The 26,625-nt window shown below is 45.8% G+C and carries 25 protein-coding genes, 1 tRNA gene and 1 pseudogene; 20 read left to right on the plus strand and 7 right to left on the minus strand.

Going from position 1 to position 26,625, the window contains the following annotated elements; translation table 11 throughout:
* Positions 1-174 precede the first annotated feature (174 nt).
* Positions 175-1,989 carry an adenylate/guanylate cyclase domain-containing protein gene (locus QZ938_RS29405; RefSeq protein ID WP_293341456.1) on the minus strand — a complete coding sequence of 605 codons (1,815 nt, stop codon included), beginning with the start codon at positions 1,987-1,989 and terminating at the stop codon, positions 175-177.
* A gap of 56 nt (positions 1,990-2,045) precedes the next feature.
* A complete protein-coding gene (locus QZ938_RS29410; protein ID WP_293155856.1) occupies positions 2,046-3,152 on the minus strand; it encodes a FecR family protein in 1,107 nt (368 codons plus the stop codon).
* 403 nt (positions 3,153-3,555) lie between these two features.
* Here QZ938_RS29410 and QZ938_RS29415 point away from each other — a divergent pair, with 403 nt between their 5' ends.
* The 3 genes from QZ938_RS29415 (at position 3,556) to QZ938_RS29425 (ending at position 5,358) form a co-directional block, all read left to right on the plus strand.
* Complete coding sequence (locus QZ938_RS29415) at positions 3,556-3,783, plus strand: hypothetical protein (protein WP_293155853.1); 228 nt, start codon at positions 3,556-3,558, stop codon at positions 3,781-3,783.
* 41 nt (positions 3,784-3,824) lie between these two features.
* Positions 3,825-4,025 (plus strand): DUF2862 domain-containing protein, encoded by a 201-nt coding sequence (locus tag QZ938_RS29420; protein ID WP_293155850.1) that lies wholly within the window; start codon positions 3,825-3,827, stop codon positions 4,023-4,025.
* Between the two features lie 238 nt (positions 4,026-4,263).
* Positions 4,264-5,358, plus strand: a complete 1,095-nt coding sequence (locus tag QZ938_RS29425) for an ArsA family ATPase (RefSeq protein ID WP_293155845.1) — start codon at positions 4,264-4,266, stop codon at positions 5,356-5,358.
* 280 nt (positions 5,359-5,638) lie between these two features.
* On the opposite strand, the gene QZ938_RS29430 is transcribed toward QZ938_RS29425, so the two are convergent.
* The 3 genes and pseudogenes from QZ938_RS29430 to QZ938_RS29440 all read right to left on the minus strand — a co-directional run bounded on the left by QZ938_RS29430 (position 5,639) and on the right by QZ938_RS29440 (position 7,041).
* Positions 5,639-5,890 (minus strand): IS1 family transposase, encoded by a 252-nt coding sequence (locus QZ938_RS29430; protein ID WP_293341474.1) that lies wholly within the window; start codon positions 5,888-5,890, stop codon positions 5,639-5,641.
* A gap of 151 nt (positions 5,891-6,041) precedes the next feature.
* Positions 6,042-6,604, minus strand: a pseudogene (locus tag QZ938_RS29435) (IS1 family transposase); the annotation flags it as partial.
* Between the two features lie 352 nt (positions 6,605-6,956).
* Positions 6,957-7,041: transfer RNA gene (locus QZ938_RS29440), tRNA-Ser, on the minus strand.
* Between the two features lie 214 nt (positions 7,042-7,255).
* On the opposite strand from QZ938_RS29440, the gene QZ938_RS29445 reads away from it, so the two are divergent.
* The 13 genes from QZ938_RS29445 (at position 7,256) to QZ938_RS29505 (ending at position 16,765) form a co-directional block, all read left to right on the plus strand.
* Entirely contained in the window at positions 7,256-7,624 is a 369-nt protein-coding gene (locus QZ938_RS29445; protein ID WP_293355149.1) for a 2Fe-2S iron-sulfur cluster-binding protein, read from the plus strand.
* A gap of 163 nt (positions 7,625-7,787) precedes the next feature.
* A complete protein-coding gene (locus QZ938_RS29450) occupies positions 7,788-8,303 on the plus strand; it encodes a thermonuclease family protein (RefSeq protein WP_293155839.1) in 516 nt (171 codons plus the stop codon).
* Between the two features lie 339 nt (positions 8,304-8,642).
* On the plus strand, positions 8,643-9,458 hold the full coding sequence (locus QZ938_RS29455; RefSeq protein ID WP_293355146.1) for an inositol monophosphatase family protein: 816 nt from the start codon (positions 8,643-8,645) through the stop codon (positions 9,456-9,458).
* Positions 9,459-9,560: 102 nt separating this feature from the next.
* On the plus strand, positions 9,561-10,526 hold the full coding sequence (locus tag QZ938_RS29460; RefSeq protein WP_293155830.1) for a DnaJ domain-containing protein: 966 nt from the start codon (positions 9,561-9,563) through the stop codon (positions 10,524-10,526).
* Between the two features lie 350 nt (positions 10,527-10,876).
* Positions 10,877-12,112, plus strand: coding sequence for an ATP phosphoribosyltransferase regulatory subunit (locus tag QZ938_RS29465; RefSeq protein ID WP_293355143.1), 1,236 nt, complete (start codon positions 10,877-10,879; stop codon positions 12,110-12,112).
* A 272-nt stretch (positions 12,113-12,384) separates the two neighbouring features.
* Positions 12,385-12,612 (plus strand): ferredoxin family protein, encoded by a 228-nt coding sequence (locus QZ938_RS29470; RefSeq protein WP_293155824.1) that lies wholly within the window; start codon positions 12,385-12,387, stop codon positions 12,610-12,612.
* Positions 12,613-12,818: 206 nt separating this feature from the next.
* Entirely contained in the window at positions 12,819-13,298 is a 480-nt protein-coding gene (locus QZ938_RS29475; protein WP_293355140.1) for a M67 family metallopeptidase, read from the plus strand.
* Between the two features lie 79 nt (positions 13,299-13,377).
* Positions 13,378-14,547 carry a molybdopterin-synthase adenylyltransferase MoeB gene (moeB, locus tag QZ938_RS29480; RefSeq protein ID WP_293155819.1) on the plus strand — a complete coding sequence of 390 codons (1,170 nt, stop codon included), beginning with the start codon at positions 13,378-13,380 and terminating at the stop codon, positions 14,545-14,547.
* 490 nt (positions 14,548-15,037) lie between these two features.
* On the plus strand, positions 15,038-15,238 hold the full coding sequence (locus QZ938_RS29485) for a DUF4277 domain-containing protein (protein ID WP_293363627.1): 201 nt from the start codon (positions 15,038-15,040) through the stop codon (positions 15,236-15,238).
* 7 nt (positions 15,239-15,245) lie between these two features.
* Positions 15,246-15,341, plus strand: a complete 96-nt coding sequence (locus QZ938_RS29490; protein ID WP_293365671.1) for a hypothetical protein — start codon at positions 15,246-15,248, stop codon at positions 15,339-15,341.
* A complete protein-coding gene (locus tag QZ938_RS29495; protein WP_293355134.1) occupies positions 15,338-15,700 on the plus strand; it encodes an IS1634 family transposase in 363 nt (120 codons plus the stop codon). The genes QZ938_RS29490 and QZ938_RS29495 overlap by 4 nt, the downstream gene beginning before the upstream one ends.
* Positions 15,693-16,130, plus strand: coding sequence for a hypothetical protein (locus QZ938_RS29500; RefSeq protein ID WP_293365669.1), 438 nt, complete (start codon positions 15,693-15,695; stop codon positions 16,128-16,130). Before QZ938_RS29495 ends, QZ938_RS29500 begins: the two co-directional genes overlap by 8 nt.
* A 212-nt stretch (positions 16,131-16,342) precedes the next feature.
* On the plus strand, positions 16,343-16,765 hold the full coding sequence (locus QZ938_RS29505; RefSeq protein WP_293355164.1) for an IS1634 family transposase: 423 nt from the start codon (positions 16,343-16,345) through the stop codon (positions 16,763-16,765).
* A gap of 564 nt (positions 16,766-17,329) precedes the next feature.
* Here QZ938_RS29505 and QZ938_RS29510 read toward each other — a convergent pair.
* Positions 17,330-21,529, minus strand: a complete 4,200-nt coding sequence (locus tag QZ938_RS29510; RefSeq protein ID WP_293355128.1) for a chemotaxis protein CheB — start codon at positions 21,527-21,529, stop codon at positions 17,330-17,332.
* Positions 21,530-21,805: 276 nt separating this feature from the next.
* Here QZ938_RS29510 and QZ938_RS29515 point away from each other — a divergent pair, with 276 nt between their 5' ends.
* Positions 21,806-21,985 carry a hypothetical protein gene (locus tag QZ938_RS29515; RefSeq protein ID WP_293155808.1) on the plus strand — a complete coding sequence of 60 codons (180 nt, stop codon included), beginning with the start codon at positions 21,806-21,808 and terminating at the stop codon, positions 21,983-21,985.
* A gap of 73 nt (positions 21,986-22,058) precedes the next feature.
* On the opposite strand, the gene QZ938_RS29520 is transcribed toward QZ938_RS29515, so the two are convergent.
* On the minus strand, positions 22,059-22,247 hold the full coding sequence (locus QZ938_RS29520; protein WP_293155805.1) for a hypothetical protein: 189 nt from the start codon (positions 22,245-22,247) through the stop codon (positions 22,059-22,061).
* A 5-nt stretch (positions 22,248-22,252) separates the two neighbouring features.
* Here QZ938_RS29520 and QZ938_RS29525 point away from each other — a divergent pair, with 5 nt between their 5' ends.
* From QZ938_RS29525 to crtD, 3 genes are all read left to right on the plus strand, one after another.
* Positions 22,253-22,393 carry a hypothetical protein gene (locus QZ938_RS29525; RefSeq protein WP_293355125.1) on the plus strand — a complete coding sequence of 47 codons (141 nt, stop codon included), beginning with the start codon at positions 22,253-22,255 and terminating at the stop codon, positions 22,391-22,393.
* Positions 22,394-22,613: 220 nt separating this feature from the next.
* Entirely contained in the window at positions 22,614-23,984 is a 1,371-nt protein-coding gene (locus tag QZ938_RS29530; protein ID WP_293365670.1) for a ribbon-helix-helix protein, CopG family, read from the plus strand.
* A gap of 425 nt (positions 23,985-24,409) precedes the next feature.
* Positions 24,410-25,999, plus strand: coding sequence for a C-3',4' desaturase CrtD (gene crtD / locus QZ938_RS29535; RefSeq protein ID WP_293356542.1), 1,590 nt, complete (start codon positions 24,410-24,412; stop codon positions 25,997-25,999).
* The last annotated feature ends 626 nt before the right edge of the window (positions 26,000-26,625 follow it).

Here is a 26,625-nt window from a genome sequence, read left to right on the forward strand (position 1 = left end):
CAATAACCAATAACCAATAACCAATAACCAATAACCAATAACCAATAACCAATAACCAATAACCAATAACCAATAACCAATAACCAATAACCAATAACCAATAACCAATAACCAATAACCAATAACCAATAACAACTGTCAACTGTCAACTGTCAACTGTCAACTATCAACTGACTAATGCTTTTCGCCCAAAATAGCATAAACGACAGTTTCTTCTTTTTTGCCGCGCAATTGAATCGCTCCTACTTTTTGCCCTTCGTAGCGATCGCGCACGTAAGCAAAAGTTCTCCCCGTCACCAACAAATTAAAAGGACTGTCAGACACAATTTCCTTATTCATCGCCTCCAATCTAGCCGCAACGTTGACAGCATCGCCGATTACAGAATAATTCAAACGCCGGGAACCGCCGACGCTGCCGGCAACTAACTGTCCGGTATGCAAACCAATGCCAAACTTAATTAAAGGTTTGCGGTCAATTCTAAGCTGCTCGTTGATTTTGTGCAGCTTTTCGTGCATGGCGATGCAAGCTGCTACGGCATTTAAAGCATCTTGTTGAATTTCGGGATATTCTGTATGGCAAAAAGGCACGCCAAAAACTGCCATAATTGCATCGCCAATGTATTTATCGACAACGCCGCCGTGATCCATAATACAGTCGGTCATCGCTTCCAAATAATGGTTCAGCCAGGTGAGCAAATCCCGCGGCCGCATTTTTTCGGAAATTGAAGTAAAACTGCGAATATCCATAAACAGCACAGTTGCTGTCAGTTCTTGAGGTTCGAGTTCTCCCTGTTCAAATATCTCTGCTTTGCGTTCCCAAATAAGTTTAGCAGTTTCGGGGGCAACGTGTTTTTCAAATAACCTCATCAACTGCTGTTTTTCGTACTGTTCCCGCACTTGTAAAGCAGTACCAGATAAAATGAGGGTGCCGATGGGTGCGGCAACGGGAAGCCACCAAAAATAGTAGCCAAATAATACAGCAGCAGCCGTAACCCAAATTACAGGTAAACCAAGGGCGATCGCAATTCTTGCTTTAACACCTCGGTTGCACAGCACCGAAGTAGTAAGGGGGCCAATCCCCAACAATAACAAAATTTCTAGCACTGCGGGCAGTCGCTTTAGCAATCGCTGATTGAGCAAATTGTCAACTAAAGCTGCATATAAATAAACCCCAGCAGTAGTCTTGTTCAGAGGTGTAGATATCTGGTCAAAACCCGTAGCGACTAGGCCGACTAAGACTAATTTATCAGCTAAAGCATTTTCAGGAATTCTACCTTCTACAACATCCACAAAAGCATAGGTACGCAGATTTTGTGTTTTCCCGGGCCAGTTAACCCAGACTGTTTGTTCCTGCATATTTTGTGGCTGCGGCAGCAATACAGGATTTTGCGGGTTAGCAGCGTTGTACCTCTGAGTCATTACTAAACCGAAGTTAGGAATGGAGTCGAGAAATATTTTTGAATCGCGACTAACGCCGTCGCTGTTGGGTTCGTGCATTATATGTCCGACACCTGCGGCGGCTGCTTTTAAAGATACTACTGGTTGTTCTTGGGTGGTTCTTGGGAGTACAACTTTGCCATTTGTGGCGATCGCAGCGGCTAACATTTCATCTTTCGGACTCGGATCGAGGAAAAGAATGTCGAAACCAACTGCTGTGGGGGGAAATTTTTTTAAAGCTGACAGCAGGGCGGCGTAGCGATTGCGCGGCCACGGAAATTGACCGTATTCCTGCAAGCTTTGGGGTTCGATCGCAATTACCGCAATTCTCTCATCCCAACCCGGATTTGGCAAAACTCCCGATTCTCGAATTTGAAATAGGGTTTTGTATGCCAAATATTCAAGGGGTTTCCACATTCCCAATTGCAGCATGGCGACAGACATTATTCCTGCTGCGGCGCCTGTCAGCCAGGGAGGATTTGTGATGAGATATTGCCGGATGCCAATCAGTTGATTGTGTTTCAGATGCTCGATCAATTGTTTGAACTTCATTCAATTAATTTTACGCAATAATTGACATTCGATGTTGATGTTCGCCCTGGAGTTGTTTAGGGAACTGCGAGGTTGTAATGCTTTTCTCTGACAGACGATCCTCTCACTACAATTTTGAGGCGGCGGCTGGGAGGTAAAATTCCTTGGATTTTGAATTTTCCCTCTCGATCGATCTTAATGGCTTGGTTGTTGACATAAATTATGTCGATCGGGTTAATTTGACCGCTGAGGCGATAGATATTCCCACCGAGTCTCGACAAACTCCGGACTTTGAGTTCGGCTAAGCGAGGGCTGGCTGATGGCGGTGCGGGGGGAGTTTGAGGGAAAATTTCCGTGGCGTTACCGCGGTTGACAACTACTTCGGAGTCGTTTTTGCCAGATACTCCGACTGAACCTTCAATAGTTTCGACTCCGGTTTTGCCGTCTGGGCCGACGCTGACGCCAAAGGATGTACCCCTGACTCCGGCGACACCTTGGGGGGTTTCAACTCTGACTGGGGCGGTTCTGGGAGATTTTTTTTGTTGGGCAATTTGACTGGTTTCGGCAAGTCCGCTGAAGGTATTTAAGGCAGCAATCTGGATCGGGAGGATAATTGCTGAGGTTTGAGCTGCGGCTGTTGGCGCAGCAGTTTTGCCGATCGACAATCTCACTCGTCCCCTGCTGACAAAAATAGCTGTGTCGTTTTCGCCTGAAGTGCTTGACAAATCGGATATTCTAACTGCGGTTTTTTCGGCAACTTCAACGATGCCGGTGTTGTTGTCGATCGCTAAGCGGGCTGTGGAATCGGTGCCGGTGATGATTTCGTCTCCGGGGGCGAGGAGCCGATCGCCCACGACGGCGGGCCGCCCTTTAAAGGTGACTGTACCGCGAATTTCTTGAATTTCGAGCGATCGGCCTGTCGCTGTTCCCTGAGCGTTGATTGTCTTGGTTGGGGATGGATTGGCTGCCGCTATTACCGGAAATTTTGGAGACTTTGAGCCTGTTGGTGGTACTGGCGGTCGATCGACCGAGATAATTTTAGTAGGGTTTGACTGCTGTTTGGGGGATGGAGACAGCGGACTGGCGATCGTAGGGCGAAAGGCTGGAAGAGTTGCCAGCACAGCTAAGGACAAACTTAGGAGTGGAATTTTGGTCGATCGCCAGCAAGTAAAAATTTTATTCATATTTTCTATTTTGTCATGTTGAAGTTCTTAGACTTCATTTGCTTTATTAGACTTCTTAAATCCGGAAATCGTTCCATTTTTTTTGCCATAAAACAGCAGCCAAAATAAGCTTTATCAGCAAGAAAGCTTACCATTAAATCTTCTTTTTATTGTCAAAATTTAGTAAACTGTTACAACGAGGCAGTTTCCTCAGATTTGATCTGCGATATTTGGGTTCCCCAGACCAAGAGTCTTGCAGAACAAGAGTTTTCGCCGCTCTCAATAGGAAAGAGCGAATATTTATATATAGCAAACATAAAATTAATTACTGCTAGTAAAGGTCTTTTGGCTTCGGTCGGAAGGATGAATAATTGGGAAGAAATCCTGTAGTTGTGGCAATTAATAAAAAGATTCCCTTTGGGAAGTGATAAAAAATAATTATATAAGTGGTGCGGCTGGCTTTGGGAGTGGAGCTTGTGCCTGTGCAACCAACGCAGGCTGGGCCGAGCGAGAAGGGGGCAAAGATCGAGCAACTCCGACTAGAATACCGTCTTTTAGGGAAATTCGATCGAAAATTTCGCTGGAAAATCATGGCGGGCGATCGGGCCCGGTGGTGTTGCTGCTCGATCGAGACCGCCAAACGGTAAAATGAACGCTTGTATATAAGTTATGTAGAGCAGGAGAACAATTTCAGTGGCAATAGAAGTAGGTCAGAGAGTTAAGGTACGCCGTCTCAGAGATCGGATACCTGCAAATATGGTGGGCAAGATAAAGGAAAATCCAGTAGGCACTGTTGACGGATTCAGAATGGTTGATGGCAGCGGAGTAGGCGTGGTTGTCAAGTTTGACGGTTTTGCGACTTGGTTCTTTGAAGATGAGCTAGAAGCCGTTTAACAGAAGGCAGTTGTCAGTAGGCAGTAGGTAGTTGTTCTTTCTGATTCCTGATGTGTGAGTTGTTAGCTGCTACCCACAACAACTGACAACTAAGAGATGGCGGGCACTCTTAGCACCGCCCCTAACACAGGTCAACTGTCAACTGTCAACTGTCAACTGTCAACTGTCATACTCTCCCAATCTCGATGGTCGTTGCGCTTAAATGTTAAGTAGTAAGCTTTGGCACTGAGAACAGAAAATGGCTTTGATTTTGACATTTTTGGGCAAAGGCGGCACTGGCCGCAGCACGATCGCGATCGCAACAGCTAAAAAATATGCCGCTCAAGGCAAGCGAGTTCTGCTACTCGGCCAAGATCCGGGGCCTGCATTGGGTATTCTGCTAGGAGTCCCCCTAACTCCCACGCCACAGGAAATCGCCCCCAACTTCAAAGCAGTTCAGGTGCAAAGCGCGCCGCTGCTAGAACGCAGGTGGGACGAAATTAAACAACTAGAAGCTCAATATGTTCGCACACCGTTTTTCAAGCAGATTTACGGGCAAGAATTGGGAGTTTTACCGGGGATGGACAGCGCGCTGGCGTTGAACGAACTTCGGGAATACGACGACAGCAAACAATACGATGTCATTGTGTATGACGGTAGCGGCGGCATGGATACGCTGCGGATGTTGGGAATGCCGGAAATTTTGAGCTGGTACATCCGTCGCTTCCGTCAAGCGTTGGTAGATTCGGATTTGGGGAAAGCTTTGTCGCCTTTTATTCAACCGGTTGTTAGTACCGTGTTGACAGTGGATATGTCGGGAGACAATGCTTTTCAATCTACCAAGCAAGTGGATAATCTGTTGGATAAGGGTAAGGAAGCGCTGGCAGATCCGAACCGCACGGCGGCTTATTTGGTGACGACTGGTGATGCAAGTGCGATCGGCACAGCCCGCTATTTGTGGGGAAGTTCTCAACAAGTTGGTTTGACTGTGGGCGGTGTGATTGTCAATCAAGCACCGCTTACAGAAACGATTGCTGCTGATTTTGAGCCTTTGACGGCTGTTTCTGTGCCGGCCCACAGCGATAATAATTGGCAGCCCCTAATTGATGCTTTGCCAGATTTTTCTGAAGCTGGGAAAGCTCCTAAACCAATTAACATCAACACTGCACAGCGTCTAGTTAGTTTGTTTTTGCCTGGGTTTGACAAGAAAGAAATTAAATTGATTCAATCTGGGCCGGAAGTGACGATCGAAGCGGGCGATCAGCGGCGCAATATCTTGCTTCCTCCGGCGCTAACTGGCAAATCTGTCACGGGTGCTAAATTCCAGAACGGTTACTTGATTGTTTCTTTTTAGGGTAAGAAACAAGATCGTTTGTAGTAAAGACTTTAGTCTTTTTCCTGGTTCCCGGGCTCTGCCTGGGAACCGATGTTTAGAGGCTCTACCTCGATTGTGGACGATAATTGAAGGCAGAGCCTGGAAATAAGTAGAATTCTTAGTCTGCGGAGGCAGACTTCGTTTGTCTAGACGCGGTTTCAACCGCCGAGTTGTAGGGTGTGTCGCTATGAAGAATACCGAACTAAAGATTGAAAATCTGACAGCGACGCACCCTATACAATTTATCGGCGTTGCTGAATCAGGGTATGAGACCAGAAAAAATTCGAGATTGGAGCCGAAAATGATTTCTGGTATTTTGATTGGGAATTGGAACATCTCCAAATTTCAGATAATGAATTAGTAATTTAATTGAATGTTCTAGCATTTGTGACGACTTAGAATAACAAAGAGTTTTTCTTTTTAGTCGAGCCAAGTAATGTCTGAGTCTTGTATTTTCACCCTCAACTCTGGTCATATAGCCTTTCTCAAAAAGATGAGGTATGGCTGACAGCTTACATAACCGCTGAAATCAAGAGGGCTCTCTTCCCAACAACGTCCGCGAATCTTTGTGAAAACCGCTATATAGCCTTTCTCAAAAAGATGAGGTATAACTGACAGCTTATATAACCGCTTAAACCAAGAGGGCTCTCTTCCCAACAACGTCCGCGAATCTTTGTGAAAACCGCTATATAGGTTTTGCTAATAATTTGGTCTCCCTCCGGAATAAAATTTGGGTAAACTTTCCAGCCATCTGTCACATAAAAGTAGCAGTTCCATTTACTAACAATTTCCCATAGTGGTTCAAAAGTTTTGGCGCTATGGTCTCCTAAAACCCATCCTAAAATACCTGGCTTAAAATGGTCTACCGCCGTCCACAGCCAGGTGCAAGTTTTTTTTTGAACCGACAAATGTTTGTAACTCATCTAATTCTCTTTCCGAAGGAGTCGTTTCTCTCCTCGTAACAATTTGGCAAGATTTCTCCAGCTTGTTTTACCCAATTAATAATTGTAGTATGATGTACATTTTTGACTCTTTCAATGGCTCGAAAACCCATGCCATTAACATACATTTTTAAACATTCGCGTTTCACTTCTGCCGAGTATCCTTTTTGAGATTGATAATCATTTATAAATTGTCTTTTACATCTGACGCAAATATGATTTTGCTTGCCTTTTTTGTGACCATTTTTATTGATATGGGTTGACTGACATTCCGGGCATTGCATAATATTTCTTTTAAATGTGTGTGATTTTTGACACTCCGACGATCGTGTTATCATACCATAGTTCAGCAACGCCAAATGAACAAGCCAGTCAGTTAATATAGGTGAACTTTCAAGTTATCCATTTTCATGCCCTGATTAAGCAACGCCAATCATTAAACACTAAGAGGGCTAAAGCCCAACAACGTACCGAATATGGGAGCCCGATCCGTCACAACTGCTAATTTACACTCAAAAATATAAAGGCATCGCCCCAGGCTTTATCAAAAAAACTCAGGGGCGATCGAATTGAAATATTTATCTCATACCAGAGATTTTTTGCAAGCTGTTGTTTTTGCCTAAACAGCTTGTTTAACGGAGAGGGAGGGATTCGAACCCTCGTTAAGTTGCCCTAAACACACTTTCCAGGCGTGCGCCTTCAACCGCTCGGCCACCTCTCCAGGGCTAAATGAATTCATTCAGCCACAGCTAAACTATCTTAGCAGAACAAATCTGATTTGGGAAGGGGTAACGGCATAAATTTGTTGTTTAATGTGGGTATGGTGTTAAACGGGCGAGTAAAATTCTGCTGCCCTGTGTCGCAAACGCTTTCATATCAAGGATTTTGTCTCCCAAGTCCAATCTAAAATCTAAAATCTAAAATCTAAAATCCCTATGACTCGCTCCTACACAATTAAAATTCATAACAGACAAACGGGCGATCGCCACACTCTGCGAGTACCCGAAGACAGGTACATCCTGCAAAGTGCCGAAAACCAAGGCGTGGAATTGCCCTTTTCGTGTCGCAACGGCGCTTGTACAGCCTGTGCGGTGCGCGTCAAGTCGGGACAACTGCACCAGCCTGAAGCAATGGGACTTTCTGTGGAACTGCAAAAAGAGGGTTATGCTTTGCTATGCGTCTGCTATCCCCGTTCTAATATTGAGGTAGAGACGCAAGACGAAGATGAAGTGTACGAATTGCAATTCGGCCGCTATTTCGGTAAGGGTAAAGTGAAAGTCGGTTTGCCGTTGGATGAAGAATGAGAGCAAATCCGGTTAAATCGGAATTATAACCCGATCGGGAATGTTCGATCGCTCTTCGAGGACAGCACTACACTGGAAAAAAGTTTATTTCGGAAACATAAAAGTTTGATTTTCCCTCCGCTACGCTTCGCTCAATTCTCCAATTACTACTTCCCAATTCCCAATGCTTTATCGGTTATTTGCGATCGTCCTTTGCGTGTTGCTAGCTAGCTGCCAAAAACCAGAAATGCCCCAAGGTACGATCGCCAAAGTAGAAAGGGCTATCAGCGGCCAAACCATCGAAGTTATCAGTACAGCCGACAAAATCGCCTTATTAGAACAAATCAGGCTGATTGGGATTGATGCACCCGATTTAAAACAGCAGCCTTGGGGAGAAGCAGCGAAACAAAGATTAGAACAGCTAATTGGGGGGAAAGAGGTATTGTTAGAATCAGACATCGAACAGAAAGACCAGTTCGATCGCAAACTAGCGTATTTGTGGCAAGATAAAATTTTGCTCAACGAACTGCTAGTCAAAGAAGGTTACGTTTTGGCCTCCGTGCGATCGCGCAATACCAAATATCAACAACGACTCGTCAACGCTCAAGAATGGGCGAGACTCATGGGTAAAGGCCTGTGGAATCCAGAACGAGCTTTGCGCCAAACTCCCGCAGAATTCCGACAGCAAAATCGGAAATAGTCAGTTGACAGTTGACAGTTGACAGTTGACAGTTGACAGTTGACAGTTGACAGCGTTAATCAGTTGACAGTAGTCAAGAGTGCTGTCCCCGAAGAGCGAACAGCAGTCATTAGTCATTAGTCATTTCATTGAGATTATTCCTCCCTCTTCTTTTTTCCGTCTTTCTTCGTGTCCTTCGCGTCTTCGCGGTTCGTTTTTCCTTCTTCCTTCTTCCTTCTTCCTTCTTCCTTCTTCCTTCTTCCTTCTTCCTTCTTCCTTCTTACTTCTTCCTTCTTCCTTCTTACTTCTTCCTTCTTCCTTCTTCCTTCTTACTTCTTACTTCTTCCTTCTTCCTTCATAATGATAGACAATCAACTACAAAACTTCCTTGAAATAGCCACCGAAGCAGCCCTCGCCGCAGGTTCCGTACTGCAATCTTTCTGCGGCAAATTAGAAAATGTTCAAGAAAAAGGCCGATCGGGCGATTTAGTTACAGAAGCCGACAAAGCCTCAGAAGCCGTCATCTTAGAAATTCTGGGCCGCCACGTACCCGAACACGCCATCCTCGCTGAAGAATCGGGCAAATTAGGGGATGCAACTAGCAAATACCTGTGGGCGATCGACCCTTTGGACGGTACAACTAATTACGCTCACCAATATCCTTTTTACGCTGTGTCGATCGGGCTTTTAATCGACGACATACCACAAATTGGCGTAATTTACGACCCTTTACATAACGAATTGTTTCGGGCTGGCAAAGGATTGGGCGCAACCTGCAACCGTAAGCCGATCGCAGTTTCGCAAAGTTTAGAATTGAGAACCAGCTTGCTAGTGACTGGCTTTGCATACGATCGGCGCGAAACAGCAGACAATAACTATGCCGAATTCTGTCACCTCACCCACCTTACCCAAGGCGTGCGGCGCAGCGGTTCCGCAGCCCTAGACCTCGCACATACAGCCTGCGGGCGATTGGACGGATACTGGGAACGGGGACTCTCCCCTTGGGATGTAGCAGCCGGTGTACTCATCGTTTCTGAAGCCGGAGGTCAAGTTACAGCCTATGACGGCGGTGCCTTTGAGATGAGCTCGGGTCGGGTTTTGGCGACAAACGGCAAAATACACGCCGAACTCAGCGGTGCATTGCTTTCAGTTCCGCCCTTATCTTCCTGGAGGTAACGCTTCGACAGCAAGGACTCAGGGATAGTACGGGGGTCACAACCCCTGAAGTCAAGCTACATTAAAGAATAGTCAAAGGTCAGGAAAGCGAGAGTAAAAGTTATGTCTTTTGAAATGACAAAAGGGCTGTTCAAGTACGAGTTTACAGATCAGCACGCAATTTTGGGAGTTCCCTTAGATGCCGAGTTTAACGACATCCGCAAGCGCTACATGAAAATCGCCCGCCGCTTGCATTCGGATACTTGCTCTTTTGAAGACCAAGCGGATAAAGATTGGGCCAACCAATTTTTGTCAAAAGTGGTCAATCCCGCCTACAACAAATTCTCTAAGGAAAGCGATCGCAAAGAATACAACCTGCTATTAGCAGCTATCGCCAAGCGCGTTGCTAAAGAACAAGCAAAAATGCAAATCGAAAGCGCAGCAGCCAAAGAGTTAGCTACCGCTAAAGATTTGGAAGAAGCTTATAAAACAGCAGTTGGCAAACTCGCTCTCAAGCAGTACGAGTCGGTTCAAGAAGCCCAAGATGCGATCGATCAAATTAGCGAACTAAACATGGTTTATTTGCTCCGAAAAGAGCGCCTTGGCGGTGTGGTTGGCACCGGTGTGCGCCCAAAAGAGCCCGTGGGCTGTGAGGTTGGCACTGATTCGCCCGCAACAGCCACAAACCAAACTACCACAGCAACAAAACCATCAACCCCAGCCACCCCAACTCCACCACCACCGACCAAACCCATAGTCGATCACGACTCGCTGGCAGATCGAGCTTGTGTCCGAGCTCAAGGATTCATGGAGAGCAAAAGTTACGCTAAAGCAACTTTGGAGTTGAAAGAAGCCGTAAAGCGCGAACCGAAACACAGCAGAGCTCACGGTTTGTTAGCAATGTGTTACTTTCAACAAAATCAAGCCACAATGGCAAAACTTGAGGTGCAAAAAGCTTTGGCATCAAATTCTGAAGAACCGACGGCTTTGGAGGTGAAGAAAAAGCTGGAACAAGCTTCCGCAAAGGATAAAAAAGATCAGGAGAAACCGGGATTTTTTGCAAGTTTGTTTGGCGGGAAGAAGAAATGATAAGTTGTCAGTTGACCTGTGGTAGGGGCGGTGGATGGTGCGTGTCCGCCCTCTTAGTTGTTCAGTTGTCAGTTTTGAATCATCGTTGAAAAGATAATAGGGCGGTTTCAAGCGCCCGGTCTTCCGAACCCAAGCGTATTGTTGATACTTTAATTTGTTAAAGTCGAATGTTAGGGTGGTGGCGTTCGACTTTAACAACGCCTTTTAAAGCCAAGCTTCTAAGTCCAATCAAATAGGATTTTCAATTAAAGAATGGGGAATAATTAATTGGTGAGAGTTGGGAACTTGCCTGAAATCGCATTCTTTTTTGAAATTGGTATAAAATATAAGGTCTAAAATCTAAAATTGATATGGTTCACCAACCCCCATCGGGTGCAAGAGATTTATTGCCCCTTGACGTTGCTCAAAAAATCGCGATCGAACGGCGCTTGCAGCAGGTGTTTCACCGCTGGGGCTATCACCGGATTATTACTTCTACTCTAGAAAGGCTGGAGACGTTGATGGCTGGGGGCGCGATCGACCGATCGACCTTAATTCAACTCCAAGACGCCGAGGATGGAGAACTCGGCTTGCGGCCGGAATTGACAGCATCCATCGCCCGGGCGGCTGCTATGCGGATGTCCGGGACAAATTGGCAGCCCCAACGCCTCTACTACAACGCCAATGTCTTCCGCAAAGGCTCAGATACGGGTTCAGGCGGGCAACAGGAGTTCTATCAAGCGGGGGTAGAACTGTTGGGTGCGGGGGGCAGCGTTGCGGATGCCGAAGTGCTGCTGCTGCTGTCTGAGTGCTTGCAAAACTTAGAAATAGATGACTGGCATTTGGTGCTGGGAGAAGCGGGCTTAACTGCAAGTTTGCTAGAACCGTTTGGGCCAAACGTGCGCCAAAAAGTGCGATCGGCGATCGCCAATCTCGATCGCATAGCCTTGGAAACTTTGCCACTGTCGGACGAATTGCGAGAAAGAGCTCTGCTGTTATTTGACTTGCGCGGCCGCCCAGAAGATGTATTGGAGATTGTGGCGAAGCTGGATTTAGATGTGCCGCAGCAAGCAGCATTAAATGAACTCAAAAGTGCGATCGAACTGCTGGAAAAATGTCAAGCAAAAATCCCCAATCTGAAATCTCACATCCATCTCGATTTGAGTTTAATTCAAACCTTTGACTATTACACTGGAATAGTGTTTGAAGTTGTCAGCAGCAGCAAAAGCGGACAGCGAGTATTAGGACAAGGCGGACGGTACGACCAACTGCTAGGACTGTTCGACCCCCAAGGGCAAAATTCCCCCGGCATCGGCTTTTGTCTGAATATTGAAGATTTGCACCAAGTTTTGTTGACAGAGGGTCAATTGCCCACAGAAACAGCAGCTAGCGAATGGTTAGTGGTACCTCAAACATCTGAAGCAGCAGCGGCGGCCTTTGATTATGCCCGCAAACTCCGAGAGTCTACTCCCCTAGTGCGGGTGGAGATAGATTTGGAGAGTCGGGAGACAGAAGAGGAAGCCAGGGAATACGCGCGCGATCGCAGAATCGGTCAAATTGCTTGGATAAATGCCGAAGGCGTCCCAACAATTGAAACAGTAAACTAGGATTGATTTGAAACCTAATTCCTAAAATCGCGTCCAACCAATTACCAGCAATAAAAACGGTTCGTAGTGAGGACTTCAGTCCGCAAAAAACCAAAAGAATCAAATTCTAAAAAGGTTCGTAATGAGGACTTCAGTCCGCAAAGTTCGTAGTGAGGACTTTAGTCCGCAAAAAACCAGAGGACTAAAGTCCTCACTACGAACCGATTGTACAGTTGTAGTTAGAAAGACATGATATAATGTCCAATCTAAAATCTAAAATCTAAAATAGAAACATGGCCCACACTATCGTTACAAATATCTGCGAAGGAGTTGCTGATTGCGTCGGCGCTTGTCCGGTTGCTTGCATTCACCCGGGCCCCGGCAAAAACGTCAAAGGCACCGATTGGTTTTGGATTGACTTCGATACCTGCATAGACTGCGGCATTTGTTTGCAGGTGTGTCCTGTCGAAAATGCGATCGTCCCAGACGAACGTCCCGAATTGCAGCAAACTCCGACTTAATAGCAATTGAAAGCTAAATAGCCCAGCACTTACGCACGGCATTATAAACCCGGTTTCTTCAGGAATTCTTCGTTAATAAACTCAAGATTTATAAAAAGAAACCGGGTTTATTTAACATTAGTTATATAAAAACTTTCCCTTCCCTTCTCCTCTCTTCCTTCGCGTCCTTCGCGCCTTCGCGGTTCGTTAAAAAAAGCCTATAAAAAATGCAAAATATCGCACTCACCCCCGAACAAATATTATCCATCCGCAGCCACGGCGAAAGCACTTATCCAGAAGAATGCTGCGGCTTATTGTTAGGTACAATCACTGACGATATTAAAACTTTAGTAGAAGTTTGGCCGGCTGACAATGCTTGGAGTGCCCAAGCCCAGGAGAATTGGCCTGAACAAACAGGCTTGACAGAAAGACGCAGATATGCTATTAAGCCTGAAGATATGTTGCGGGCGATGAAACACGGGCGCGATCGCAATTTAGAGATCGTCGGCATCTACCATTCTCACCCAGATTGTCCCGCAGTGCCTTCGGAGTGCGATCGCAAAATGGCCTGGGCCCAATACTCTTACATCATAGTGTCCGTGCGGCAAGGCAGTTCAGAAGACCTCCGCAGTTGGAGTCTTGACGCAGAGGGAAACTTTCAAGCAGAGGAAATTATCGCGATCGAACCGACTCAGATTAAGAAATAATTACTAAACACAACAAACACGCAAAAATGGGAAAGATTCAGATAGGATGTAATTCAAAATCGGCGTATAACAGAATATCATGCTAAATCCTAATCTGGACGAGATCCAGCTCAACAAACAAGAATACGAACGCTACTCTCGCCACCTGATCCTGCCAGAAGTTGGATTGGAAGGGCAGAAGCGTCTCAAAGCAGCTAGCGTGCTCTGCGTCGGTACGGGAGGGCTCGGTTCGCCGCTGCTGCTGTATTTAGCAGCCGCCGGTGTTGGCCGCATTGGGATTGTAGACTTTGATGTTGTAGACCATTCCAATTTGCAGCGCCAAGTAATTCACGGCACTTCTTGGGTTGGGAAGCCGAAGATTGATTCGGCGAAAAATCGAATTTTAGAAATCAATCCTTTTTGTCAAGTTGATTTGTACGAGACTCGCGTTAGTTCCGAAAATGCGATCGCCATTGCCACTCCCTACGATATCATCATCGATGGTACGGACAACTTTCCGACTCGCTATTTAATGAACGACGTTTCGGTGCTTTTGAACAAGCCCAACGTCTACGGTTCCATCTTCCGATTTGAAGGACAAGCAACAGTTTTCAACTACGAAGGCGGCCCGAATTACCGCGATTTGTACCCAGAACCCCCGCCTCCTGGAATGGTTCCTTCCTGTGCGGAAGGCGGCGTTTTAGGAGTTTTACCTGGAGTCATTGGCTGCATTCAAGCCACGGAAGCTATCAAAATCATCTTAGGTCAAGGTACAACTTTGAGCGGCAGATTGTTGCTGTACAACGCCTTAGATATGACATTCCGCCAACTGAAATTGCGGCCGAATCCTGTGCGCCCGGTAATTGACAAGTTAATCGATTACGAACAATTCTGCGGCATTCCTCAAGCTAAAGCCGAGGAAGCAGAACAACAGAAAATTCCTGAAATGACTGTCACCGAACTTAAAAAGTTAATCGACAGTGGCGCCAAGGATTTTGTCTTGTTAGATGTTCGCAATCCTAACGAGTATCAAATTGCTCAAATTCCTGGGTCAGTTTTGGTTCCTTTACCGGATATCGAACACGGCCAAGGTGTTCAACAAGTCAAAGAATTGTTGAACGGACATCGCTTGATTGCACATTGCAAAATGGGCGGCCGTTCTGCGAAGGCTTTGGGCATTTTGAAGGAAGCCGGAATTGAGGGAATTAATGTTAAGGGCGGGATTACTGCTTGGAGTCAAGAAGTAGATTCTTCTGTTCCTCAATATTAAATCACTTTAAAGGCGATTAGAATTCACGGCGATTGGAAATCGCGGCTACACAAACGATGTCCACCTCCGTGGACGAAGAGGTAAAATCTTCAACCCGCGGAGGCTGGTTTCGTCTGTGTAGACGCGGTTTCAACCGCCGGGTTTATTTAAATTTAGCCCGAATATTCTTATATAGCCTTTCTCAAAAAGATGAGGTATAACTGACAGCTCGATAACCGCTTAAACTAAAAGGGCTGAAGCCCAACAACGTACCTCATCTTTGTGAGAACCGCTATAACCCACATTCCGCAGATATTCGATCGGATTTAATTTCAAAAGAATTCAGAATCCTCAAAGCCTAAAATAATTGCTCTGCAATCATTTGAGGCTTTTTTAAGATATAATAATTGGTGCAAGTAGAGCAACCCTTAAAACCATGAAAAAGCCATCTGAAGCTATAAATATCGTAAACTTAGACCATTTAGGAATAGTAGCAGGGATAATAGATGAAATGGAATTGGTAGAATTCGTCAACAAAATAGTGGGAATAAGAAGTAAAGAAACCCTAAGCCCAGGACAAGTAATGAAAGCAATGATTTTGAACGGATTGGGATTTTTGAGCGCCCCAATCTACCTATTTGACACATTTTTTGAGGGAAAAGCACTACTAATATCTAATCGGAAAAGGAGTAACACCCGAACAATTAAATGATGACAGAATCGGGAGAGCATTAGACAAATATTACCAAACTGGAACGACAAAGTTATTCACAGCAATTGCCATGAAAGCGGCTCTAAAATTTCAAGTAGAATGAAAAGTGTTCACCTAGACAGCAGTTCAATATCAGTAGAAGGAGCATACAAAAACTGTCAGGGAAAAAGCCAGGAAGCTGAGATAGAATCTGAGGATATAGAATCTGACATGAAAACCATAAAAATCGTTCACCGCTATTCAAGAGATAAAAGACCAGACCTCAAACAATTTATGATGGAAACAATCGTAACTGGAGATGAAGACGTACCATTGTATCTCAAAATAGATGACGGAAACGCCGATGATAAAAGTGTCTTTGTTGCGAGATTGAAAGAATTTAAAAAACAATGGACATTTGACGGAATCTGTGTAGCAGACAGTGCCTTATACACAGCAGAAAATTTGTCGGCTTTTGTCTGAAATGAAATGGATAACCAGAGTACCATTAAGCATAAAAGAAGCTCAAGATAAAATCTGCAACATAGAAGAGAGTGAGTGGAAAGACTCTCAAATAAAAGGCTATAAAATAGCAACTAGAACCAGTGAGTATGCCAACATCAAGCAAAGATGGCTAGTAATAGAAAGTGAAATCAGAAAGCAAGCAGATCTCAAAAAAATAGTCAAGAGAGTAGAGAAACAGTTAGAATCAGCAAAAGCCACACTGCGTAAGCTATCCACACAAAACTTTGCTTGTATTCCCGATGCAGAAGCTGCGATAAAAAAGTTATCAGACTCATGGAAGTATCACCAAATAACAGAAATCAAATCTCAAGAAAAGCCAGTTAAAACAACAAAAAAAGCTCAAAAAATCGAGCGAAACACAGACAAAAATCTATCAAGTAACGGGTGAAATAGAACCCCGAGATTCAGCAATAGAAGCGGAAAAAGTCAAAGCTGGGAGATTTATATTAGCTACAAATATCTTATAGCAATCCTAAATGATTCATCAAGATTTGTAGGGGTAGTGCGACCCCTACTCCCCGTGCCTACCCCCTATCTATCGGGGCAACCGGGTTCTTTAAGAACCCCCTACAAGAATTATGAAAATGATTTAGGATTGCTATAGATACTGAAGCAGTGAGTAATTCAGAGGTATTATCGGAATACAAAGCGCAGCAAAGTAATGAGAGAGGATTTAGATTTATCAAAGATCCTTTATTTTTTACTTCGAGTGTATTCGTGAAAAAGCCGGAGCGAGTTGAAGCAATTGGAATGATAATGGGACTGTGTTTGTTAGTACATAACCTGGCACAAAGGAAATTGAGAAAACAATTATCAGCTACCAACGAGCAAGTGAAAAATCAGGTAAAGAAATTGACCGATAAGCCGACAATGCGCTGGATATATCAGATGTTTCAGGCGGTACATTTAGTGACGATAAATGGAGCGAAGCAGGTCAGCAATTTAACCCAAGAACGTCAAGATATCTTACGGCATTTAGGCAAGTATTGCTGTCAATACTATTTAATGTTTTCAAGTGAATAACGATTGAGTTCGAGGTGTAGATATTTATGGATAATTTGCATTAATTAGTCAAGATAATTTGCTCTTGGCATAAATTGTCTTGCTTGAAAACAATGATTGACCACGATAAAAAGCAATGTGAATATGTGAGGAAAAGTCAATTATTTCAAATTACTTTATTTAGCTAAATTTAACAAGCTTCTGTAACGCTAACACTGCATAATTTCAGCCCAAAAGTGTTTGGCTTCCAAGTTTTTACAACTGATAAAAAATCCGACCTACATCTGCGGAATGTGGGATTAATCGCGATAAAAAGCAATGTGAATATGTGAGGAAAAGTCAATTATTTCAAATTACTTTATTTAGCTAAATTTAACAAGCTTCTGTAACGCTAACACTGCATAATTTCAGCCCAAAAGTGTTTGGCTTCCAAGTTTTTACAACTGATAAAAAAATCAGACCCACATCTGCGGAATGTGGGTTTTAATTCCCCTTACCTGTTTGAAATGAGCGAACGCACAGTACTATTTTTTAAGCTGTGTAGTCTCGTTTTTCCACTACGTACACTTTTTCAGCAAGCCCTATCTAAACCCGATCGGCCAAAGCAGCCACGATCGCAGCCAATTGAACTGACTCGATCGGTTTAGCGACATGGATCTGAAAACCCGCTGCGATCGCCTCTAGCCGATCGTCATCTCTAGCATAGGCCGTTAGCGCGGCAGCAGGAATTTGTCCCCCAGCCTCGGCACTCAGTCTCCGAACCTGCCGAATTAGAGAATAACCGTCTTGCTCCGGCATTCCAATATCAAACAAAAGTACATCATATTTCTCAGGATTTGCCGTCAACATTGACAAAGCCTCAGTTGCCGATGCGGCCGCGCCAGCTTCAACTTCATACTGCTCCAAAATTGTGGTGAATAACTGACGCATATCTAATTCGTCATCCACAATCAGAACTCGTACACCCGCCAATGATGGAATCTCCGCCGGCAATGCGGGCCATTTTGCCGCATCTAGTGCTTCTAAAATTCTCTGCGTCGAACTTCCTTCTATGTCTGTTCGCACCGGCAACTTCACGGTAAACGTTGCCCCCTGTCCCTCACCTGAACTTTCTGCATCAACAGTACCGCCGTGGAGTTCTACTAAATGGTGGACTATCGAGAGCCCTAGTCCCAATCCCGAGTCGGTTCGAGTGTAGCTGCTATCCGCCTGACGGAAGCGCTCGAACACGTGGGGGAGAAAATCAGGGTGAATGCCCTTACCAGTATCCCGAATTTGGATTTGAGCCATGCCATCTATGCAGTCTAATTCGATGTCAACTCTGCCTCCGGCTGGGGTGAATTTAATTGCATTTGAAAGTAGATTCCACAACGCCTGCTGCAAGCGGCTCGGATCGCCCAACACTTTTGGGGTTAAAGGAGTGAGGCTGGATTTAAGTTGAATATTTTTGGCTTGTGCTGCTAAATTAACTACCTCGATCGCATTTTCTACCAGTGGATTCAGCTCAATTAGATAAGGGTTGAGCCGAAACTTGCCTGTGGTAATGCGCGAAACGTCTAAAATGTCCTCGATGAGCTGGTTTTGTGCTTTGGCGCTGCGCTCGATCGTTTTTAGCCCTTCTTCGATTCTGGTTTCGTCAAATGTTTTCATCTGCAACAACTGCGCCCAGCCAATCATCGCATTCAGTGGCGTCCGCAGTTCGTGAGACAACACCGACAAAAACTCATCTTTGGCGCGGTTCGCTGACTCTGCCGCCGCCCGAGCGGATTGTTCTTGCATCAGCAGGCTGCGTTGTGTCTCTAACCGTTTTTGCTCGGTAATATCCTCGATCGCCAGCAGAATCATCTGTGTATCGCCGATCGGAGGCATTTTGCGCGCCGACAGCACCATGATTCGATGCCCGATCTGCTCGAATTCATGCTCGACCTCAAAATCTTGAAACTCGGCATTTCCTGCCAGAATTGCTTCTAGGATCGATCGCAACTTGGGAATATTCCACTGTCCGTTACCCAGGTCGAAGATCGATCGTTGCTCTGTTTGGACGGGCATCACCTGAAACGTCTGGTAGAAAGCATGGTTTGCTGTAATCGCCCGCAGGTTTAGATCCAGCACTAGCAGCGGTTCCCGCACGGTTTCCACGATCGTTTCGGCGTAAGTTTTCGCTTCCATCAACTGCTGGGCGCTTTGTTTGAGTTCGTTGATATCTACCAACACCAGCACGGCCCCGTCTATCTTGTTGTCGATCGTCCGATAGGGTCGAATCTGCAAATCGTACCAATGACCGTCTCGATCTTGAACCTCCTGAACATTCAAATTGAGCGTGCGGATCACCTCTAAAATCTGTTGCTCTAAGTCCGGCACGATCAACTTGTGAGTGATGTCGCTCAAAGACCGCCCGATATCGCTAGAAATCAAGTTGAAGATGCCTTCGACTGCGGGAGTAAAGCGGCGGACTCGCAGGTCTCCTCCCAGCATCAGAATTGGAATATTGATGCTGCCCAGCAGGTTCTGCAAATCGTTGCTGACCTTAGTTGATTCCACATTGCGCCGCTGCAATTCGTCATTAATCGTGTTCAGTTCTTCATTGGTTGCCTGAATCTCTTCTTTGGCGGTTTCGAGTTCCTCATTCATGCTTTGCAACTCTTCATTGCTCGACAAAATCTCCTCGTTGGCGGCTCTCAAATCTTGGTTGGCGGCTTGATGCTCTTGGACGATCGCTCCGAGGTGTTCTTTTGTGGTTTTCAGTTCCTGTTGCAGCCTTGCAATCTCCAAACTTTCATCGGTTTTGGCGCCGCTGTTGACTCTACCATCGTCGGCAGCAGTAGCCATTGCAGGTATCTGCTGCTCGTCTTGAAACAGCACTAAAAAATAGTCTTTACTCGCAGCCCCGGCTGGGAATGGAATTACATTAATTTTCACCTGCCGCAGGCTCTCGCCCTCTCTAATTTGCAAGCCGGTTCGTTCAACAGGCAACTGCTGCTGGTTGGCCTGTTGAATTGCAGCCCGCAGTTCGAGGCGCAATCCTTCTTTTGCCATTCTTAGCAAATTTAAGCTCGCCCTACCGGGTGCCGGTTCTAGGTAGGCATTCGTCTGTCCCCGAAACTGCAAAATCTCGCTGGCAGTGTTAATTATCACCCCGACTGGGGCATAGTGATTCAAAACAATGCGATCGGCTTCTTTTTCTATTTCGATTTCGTCCAACTTTTCTGTCTGTACAGGTAAAGTATTGATGGCAATCGCAGGATAGCTGCTGGTAGTTAAATCTATGCCCAGCCAATGCGACTGCTGTTTTTTAGCATAAATTTTGTGCTTTTTGTCGAATAGCGCAAACAATTCTGCAAAGTCACCAACCGTTTCGGAAGTGCCTAACATCAAAAAGCCGGCGGGGCCGAGTCCGTAGTGGAACATTGGCAGCAGTTTTTTCTGCAACGGGGCTCCCAGATAGATCAGCACGTTCCGACAGGTAATCAAATCCATCCGCGAAAACGGCGGATCGCTAATCAAATTTTGTCTGGCAAAAACGCAGAGTTCGCGCACGGGCGTGGCGATTTGGTATCCGCCATCGACTCGAACGAAGAACCGGTGCAGGCGTTCGGGCGAAACATCGGCGACTTGGCCCGACGTATAGAAGCCTTTGCGGGCGTGGACGATCGCAGTTTCGCTGATGTCTGTGGCGTAAATCTGAATCGGCAGATTAGTAGCTCGATCTGCTAAAAACTCTAGCAAGCAAATGGCGATCGAATAAGCTTCCTCGCCTGTCGCACAGCCGGCAATCCAAATTCGGATCGGTGTTTGCGGCGGTTTATCTTTGACGATTGCCGGAAAAACCTTGCTGCTTAAGGCTTTAAAGCTTTCGGGGTCGCGAAAAAAGCTGGTGACGTGAATGAAGACATCGTGATAAAGCGCCGTTACTTCTGCCGGGGTGTTTTGGAGATATTTGGCATAATCCTCGATCCGATCGAGCTTGTACAGCAACATCCGCCGCTGCATCCGCCGCTTCAAGGTGGTTTGCTTGTAGTTAGTGAAGTCAACTCCCGTAGCGGTGTGCAGCAAACTGTAGATCGTGGCGATCGCATCTTTGGTTTCGATCGTGTCTTCCTGGGTGGCTGATTGTGTCGAAGCCCGATCGGCAATGTAAGGATGAAGGGCGATCTCTGCTATTTTTTGGGCAATTTTTTCCGGCGTCAAGATAAAGTCTACCTGACCGGTCGCCACCGCAGTGTTCGGCATAGTGCTGACTTGTGCCGAGTCTTCGCATTGGGCAAAAGTAATACCGCCGGCGGCCTTAATCGCTTCTAATCCTCGGGCACCATCGCCATCACCCCCGGACAGAATGACGCCGATGGCTTTGTTCCCCCGTTCTTCGGCGAGGGACAACAGGAAGGTATCCACGGACATAAATACGCCCCGTCCCGTGCCCCGGGGTCTTAGGTTTAGTATCCCCCGATCGATGCTCATGCTAACATTTGGGGGGATGACGTATACCTGATTCGGTGCTACGGCCATCCCGTCTGTCACCTCATGCACCTGCATCTGGGTCGATCGACCCAGAATCGCGCTCAACAAACTTTCGTGAGTCGGCAGCATATGCTGAATCATTACAAATGCCATGCCTGTATCGATCGGCAAATGGTTCAGTAGTTGCATAAAGGCTTCCAATCCACCCGCAGAGGCTCCAATTCCGACAACCGGAAATAAGTCATTTCGATTTTGCTGTTGCTTTTCTTCCGGTGTTTCAATATCACCTTTGGATTGAGATTTCTTGGAATACTTTTTAGGAGCCATATTTTATCGCAGATTATTGAAACGGGCTGCACCTCTAAATGGGAGCATCCCATTTTTGCAAATATATCCGTAGGGGCGAAGCACCTGACGGCAGTAAGTCTCTGCTTATCACTAATAAATTATCTGCCGGAATACTTCGCCCCCTGCAAAATTGGGATGCACCCCTCTAAATTGGCAGACATAATTCGATGGGTAATTTTTTTTTATTTTCTCAAAATCCGGCAATAATTGGTAAATTTGTAAAGAAAAGTAACAAAAATATATTTTAATTGAGTTATGAAAATTAGCGAAATCGAAGCAGCGCTGCGAAGTTTGGATTCTCAAGAAAGGCTACGGGCGATCGCTGCTTTGAGAAAGTGCGATGCTGCGGTGGCGCTACCAATGTTGTTGACGAAAGTGGACGATCCAGAGTTTCTGGTGCGATCGTTCGTGGCGATGGGATTGCGGCAAAGTTAAACTGCCCAATCTTTATGACAAGCGAGGACAGGGCAGTGGGTAGTATATAATTCCGATGCTACCGGATTGGATGTTATACTTTTTGCCATTTTTCTACAGTTTTTTTAACGGCTTCTATTTCCAGAAAATCTACCCGGATCGCAGCCGTTTCAAATTCTACGCCGAAAGCTGTGCTGACTTTGAGGATTTGCACAAAACTACAGCGGTTCTCAAAAAAGTGAGGTGTGAGGTATGCGGGCGATGCCTGTGCCCTATGCCCCATGCCCCATGCCCTATACGTACCTCATGTTAGTGAGAGTTGTGGAAACTCGCGTTTTTGCAGCGTTCAAAGACTATCTGGCTGCTGATTTGGATTTGGTCGATCGCGCCCAACCCGTGGCAGGTAGCTCAAAGTTAGATATTATCTAACCAGCTCAACTGTACTATCTGCCGTATCGTACCGAAAAAAAACCGGGCCTGGGAATGTTGCAGCGCTTCTGCGGCGAGGAATGGACTAAGCGAGTACATTCACAGTTTTTTGTTAGATTGGGAACGGAAGCTGCCACAATTGGTAAGTAACAAAAATTGATTTTAATAGAAGCTTCAGCCACTATACTAATAAGTGTAGGTTGGCATGAGGAAAATGCCAATGGTCAAAAAAAATCGCAATGTAGTTAGTTCAAATCCAGAAAGCAAAGTCAAAGTCGGACTTTCGCTGACTCCTTCTAGTGCCGATCGATTGAACGCGATCGCTCGAAAGCTGGGAATATCAAGGTCGGAACTCCTAGAACGCTTGGCAAAAGGCGCTCTGGATATTTCTAAGGACAAGAGTCAAGTTAGTGTCACTTGGAAAAAAGGTGAAGAAACTGCGGTCGAGACCGCTGAGTTGGAAGGGGAAACATCCGAAAAAAGCGACATTAATGACGCTATAACGGCAGAAACCCTATTGGACTCGGTAAGCGTACAGTCAAATCCCTTGCAAGCAAGTTACGAAGCTTTACAGCAGCAGTTGAGCGAACGGGAAAGTGCGATCGCTTCTTTGCAGCAGCAATTAGCTGACAAGCAAAATCTCGAAGCCCAGTTGCAGGAAACTGTATCGAAGTCAAGTTACGAATCTTTACAGCAGCAGTTGAGCGAAGGCGAAAGTGCGATCGCATCTTTACAGCAGCAATTAGCCGAGAAGCAAAATCTCGAAGCCCAATTGCAGGAAACTGTATCGAAGTCAAGTTACGAATCTTTACAGCATCAATTGGGCGAAAAAGAACATTGGGCAAACGAATTGCAGCAGCAACTAACCTCCAAGTCGAGCGATTTGGAATCTTTGCAGCATCAATTCGCCGAAAAAGAACATTGGGCAAACGAATTGCAGCAGCAACTAGCCTCCAAGTCGAGCGATTTGGAATCTTTGCAGCATCAATTCGCCGAAAAAGAACATTTGGGCAACGAATTACAGCAGCAACTAGCCTCCAAGTCGAGCGATTTGGAATCTTTGCAGCATCAATTCGCCGAAAAAGAACATTTGGGCAACGAATTACAGCAGCAACTAACCTCCAAGTCGAGCGATTTGGAATCTTTGCAGCATCAATTGGGCGAAAAAGAACATTGGGCAAACGAATTGCAGCAGCAACTAGCCTCCAAGTCGAGCGATTTGGAATCTTTGCAGCATCAATTGGGCGAAAAAGAAAGTGCGATCGCATCTTTACAGCAGCAATTAGCCGACAAGCAAAATCTCGAAAGCCAATTGCAGGAAACTGTATCGAAGTCAAGTTACGAATCTTTGCAGCACGAGTTAGCCGAAAAGTCAAGTGCGATCGGCAACTTGCAAGTTCAACTGACCGAGTTCCACTCTCTAAAAGATCAATTGAGCCAAAGTGCTGCGAAACAGCTAAATTACGAGGCTTTGCAGCAACAGTCTCAAGAACAGCTAAAAACAATCAAAGCTTTACGGGAACAGGTAGTTCAAATGCAAGCTGTGGCTGGGATTGGCGAAGCTTATCTAAATAAGTGGCGCCGTTTCTGATTCTAATACCATTTCTTTAAAGTTCACCTGCCACTAGGGACACTGGGTGCCGTGTCCATTAATCTCAACTTAACCCGAAAAACCGCCAAGGACTTAAGTCCCTGGCTAATAGCGAAAGTCCTCGCTATGAGGAGTAATGAGTTCTTGAGGTGTATGCAAGAGTATTCTTCCGTACAACCTATAAGTTCTTGAGTCCTCATAGCAAGGACTTTCACTTTGAGGCAGGGACTTAAGTCCCTGCCGGAGTGTGGGTGTCATATTGTGTCAGATCGATCGCGATAATATCCGTTCGTAGTGCCGTTCGTAGTGCGGACTTCAGTCCGCAATATGCTGCGGACTGAAGTCCGCACTACGAACCGTTTTTTGAGAAGCTTTTTCGGGCAAAATATGAGCATAATATTAAGAAATATTACAATAAATAAATTATGATGACCGATCGCACCCCAAAAAGCAAATCCAGTGCCACAGACACCAAGGGCCGCGTCACAGTAATTGGGGCCGGCATCGGCGGGCTGACAGCAGCAGCCCTGCTCGCCCACAGAGGATACAAAGTGTTAGTCTTAGATCAGGCGATCGTCCCTGGAGGATGCGCCTCCACCTTCAAACGCAAAGGCTTTACCTTCGATGTCGGCGCGACGCAGGTTGCAGGATTGGAACCCGGAGGCATTCACCACCGAATTTTCTCAGAATTAAACATCGAACTTCCCCCCGCCACACCCTGCGATCCTGCTTGTGCAGTATTTTTGCCGGGAGAAACGACACCCATTAGCGTTTGGCGAGATCCGCAAAAATGGCAGGAAGAAAGACAGCGACAATTCCCCGGAAGCGAACCTTTTTGGCAATTATTGTCTGCATTGTTCCAAGCTAGCTGGAAATTTCAAGGGCGCGATCCAGTTTTACCGCCGAGAAACTTCTGGGATTTCTGGCAATTAATTCAAGCAGTTCGCCCCGATACTTTAATTACTTTGCCTTTCACTTTTATGACGGTGGGAGATGCTTTGCGCTTGTGCGGTTTGGGCGACAATTTGCGCTTGAGAACTTTTCTAGATTTGCAGTTAAAATTGTACTCCCAAGTTGATACCGAAGAAACGGCGCTGCTGTATGCGGCCACGGCTTTGGGAGTAAGCCAAGAGCCGCAAGGATTGTATCATTTACAAGGAAGTATGCAGGTGTTGAGCGATCGCCTCGTAAGTGCGATCGAGCTTTACGGCGGCAAAGTTTTGTTGCGGCATACAGTCGAAAGTATTGTCACCACTAACGGCCAAGCCACCGGCACAGTGATTCGCAATCAAAAAACAGGCGAAGTTTGGACAGAAATTGGCGATCGCATTGTTGCCAACGTCACAGCCCAAAATCTAGTTAAATTAATGTCAAGCGAGTCTGTTTTAGAAACTTTAACAGATAATTCCGAGACAACAAACCAACTGCCAAATCAAATGGCAGGCTACAAATATCGAGTTGATAAATTGCCGCCCGCATCCGGCGCATTTGTGATATATTTGGGAGTGCATGAAAGCGCAATTCCAGAAAATTGTCCCCCGCACCTTCAGTTTCTCTACGACTACGACGGTGAGATTGGTGAGAATAATTCATTATTTGTTTCTGTGAGTCATGCGGGCGACGGCCGAGCACCGCAGGGAATGGCGACAATTATCGCTTCGTCTTTTACTGATACTCGAATGTGGTGGAATTCGGTTGATTATGAAGGATTGAAGCAAAAATACGCTGAAGGGGCGATCGGGCGTTTGAGCGAATATTTCAATTTGACACCCGAAAAAATTGTACACCAAGAATCAGCAACACCTCGCACCTTTGCCCGCTACACAGCGCGCGATAGAGGCGTTGTAGGTGGCATCGGCCAGCGAATACCAACCTTCGGCCCCTTCGGATTTGCCAACCGCACGCCAATTAAAAACTTGTGGTTAGTCGGCGACTCCACCCATCCCGGAGAAGGAACCGCCGGTGTTTCCTATTCTGCTTTAACAGTGGTGCGGCAGATGGAGGCTGAGTTTTGATAATCGACAATATCAAGTATTGACCGCAATAAGTCAGGTTCGTAGTGTGGACTTTAGTCCGCAAAATACTGCGGACTAAAGTCCACACTACGAACTGTTTTTGTGATGGTATGGGTGCATAAGCAGAGGTGCGTCGCTATCAGATTGTTGCTATTGAGTTAGAGATTGTCGGTGGCGACGCACCCTACAATTTTACCGGAATTATTAAACCGCAGAGGACACAGAGGGAGAGAATAGAGAAAGCATTTTTTCTTTGAGTGCGATCGTCCAGGTTCGTAGTGTGGACTTTAGTCCGCAGTATGTTGCGGACTAAAGTCCACACTACGAACTGTTTTTGTGATGGTATGGGTGCATAAGCAGAGGTGCGTCGCTATCAGATTGTTGGTGTTGAGTTAGAGATTGTCGGTGGCGACACACCCTACAATTTTACCGGAATTATTAAACCGCAGAGGCCGCAGAGGACACAGAGGGAGAGAATAGAGAAAGCATTTTTTCTTTGAGCCCACATTCCGCACCCCCAACTGGCACATACACTGCTTGAGGGGGTAAAAGTGAATTATCCGAGATAATAGTGAGTAAAAACACCCAGAAATCTGTGCAATTATCGCATCACCCAGTTAGGGATT

The sequence above is a fragment of the Microcoleus sp. CAWBG27 genome, from assembly GCF_020883145.1.
Taxonomy (GTDB): Bacteria; Cyanobacteriota; Cyanobacteriia; order Cyanobacteriales; family Microcoleaceae; genus Microcoleus.

Coding starts and splice junctions, on each gene's coding strand:
- QZ938_RS29405 (WP_293341456.1), bottom strand. CDS start 1,989: ATGAAGTTCAAACAATTGATCGAGCATCTGAAACACAATCAACTGATT.
- QZ938_RS29410 (WP_293155856.1), bottom strand. CDS start 3,152: ATGAATAAAATTTTTACTTGCTGGCGATCGACCAAAATTCCACTCCTA.
- QZ938_RS29425 (WP_293155845.1), top strand. CDS start 4,264: ATGGCTTTGATTTTGACATTTTTGGGCAAAGGCGGCACTGGCCGCAGC.
- QZ938_RS29445 (WP_293355149.1), top strand. CDS start 7,256: ATGACTCGCTCCTACACAATTAAAATTCATAACAGACAAACGGGCGAT.
- QZ938_RS29450 (WP_293155839.1), top strand. CDS start 7,788: ATGCTTTATCGGTTATTTGCGATCGTCCTTTGCGTGTTGCTAGCTAGC.
- QZ938_RS29455 (WP_293355146.1), top strand. CDS start 8,643: ATGATAGACAATCAACTACAAAACTTCCTTGAAATAGCCACCGAAGCA.
- QZ938_RS29460 (WP_293155830.1), top strand. CDS start 9,561: ATGTCTTTTGAAATGACAAAAGGGCTGTTCAAGTACGAGTTTACAGAT.
- QZ938_RS29465 (WP_293355143.1), top strand. CDS start 10,877: ATGGTTCACCAACCCCCATCGGGTGCAAGAGATTTATTGCCCCTTGAC.
- QZ938_RS29470 (WP_293155824.1), top strand. CDS start 12,385: ATGGCCCACACTATCGTTACAAATATCTGCGAAGGAGTTGCTGATTGC.
- QZ938_RS29475 (WP_293355140.1), top strand. CDS start 12,819: ATGCAAAATATCGCACTCACCCCCGAACAAATATTATCCATCCGCAGC.
- moeB (WP_293155819.1), top strand. CDS start 13,378: ATGCTAAATCCTAATCTGGACGAGATCCAGCTCAACAAACAAGAATAC.
- QZ938_RS29485 (WP_293363627.1), top strand. CDS start 15,038: ATGGAATTGGTAGAATTCGTCAACAAAATAGTGGGAATAAGAAGTAAA.
- QZ938_RS29495 (WP_293355134.1), top strand. CDS start 15,338: ATGAAAAGTGTTCACCTAGACAGCAGTTCAATATCAGTAGAAGGAGCA.
- QZ938_RS29510 (WP_293355128.1), bottom strand. CDS start 21,529: ATGGCTCCTAAAAAGTATTCCAAGAAATCTCAATCCAAAGGTGATATT.
- QZ938_RS29515 (WP_293155808.1), top strand. CDS start 21,806: ATGAAAATTAGCGAAATCGAAGCAGCGCTGCGAAGTTTGGATTCTCAA.
- QZ938_RS29520 (WP_293155805.1), bottom strand. CDS start 22,247: ATGGGGCATAGGGCACAGGCATCGCCCGCATACCTCACACCTCACTTT.
- QZ938_RS29525 (WP_293355125.1), top strand. CDS start 22,253: ATGCCCTATACGTACCTCATGTTAGTGAGAGTTGTGGAAACTCGCGTT.
- QZ938_RS29530 (WP_293365670.1), top strand. CDS start 22,614: ATGGTCAAAAAAAATCGCAATGTAGTTAGTTCAAATCCAGAAAGCAAA.
- crtD (WP_293356542.1), top strand. CDS start 24,410: ATGATGACCGATCGCACCCCAAAAAGCAAATCCAGTGCCACAGACACC.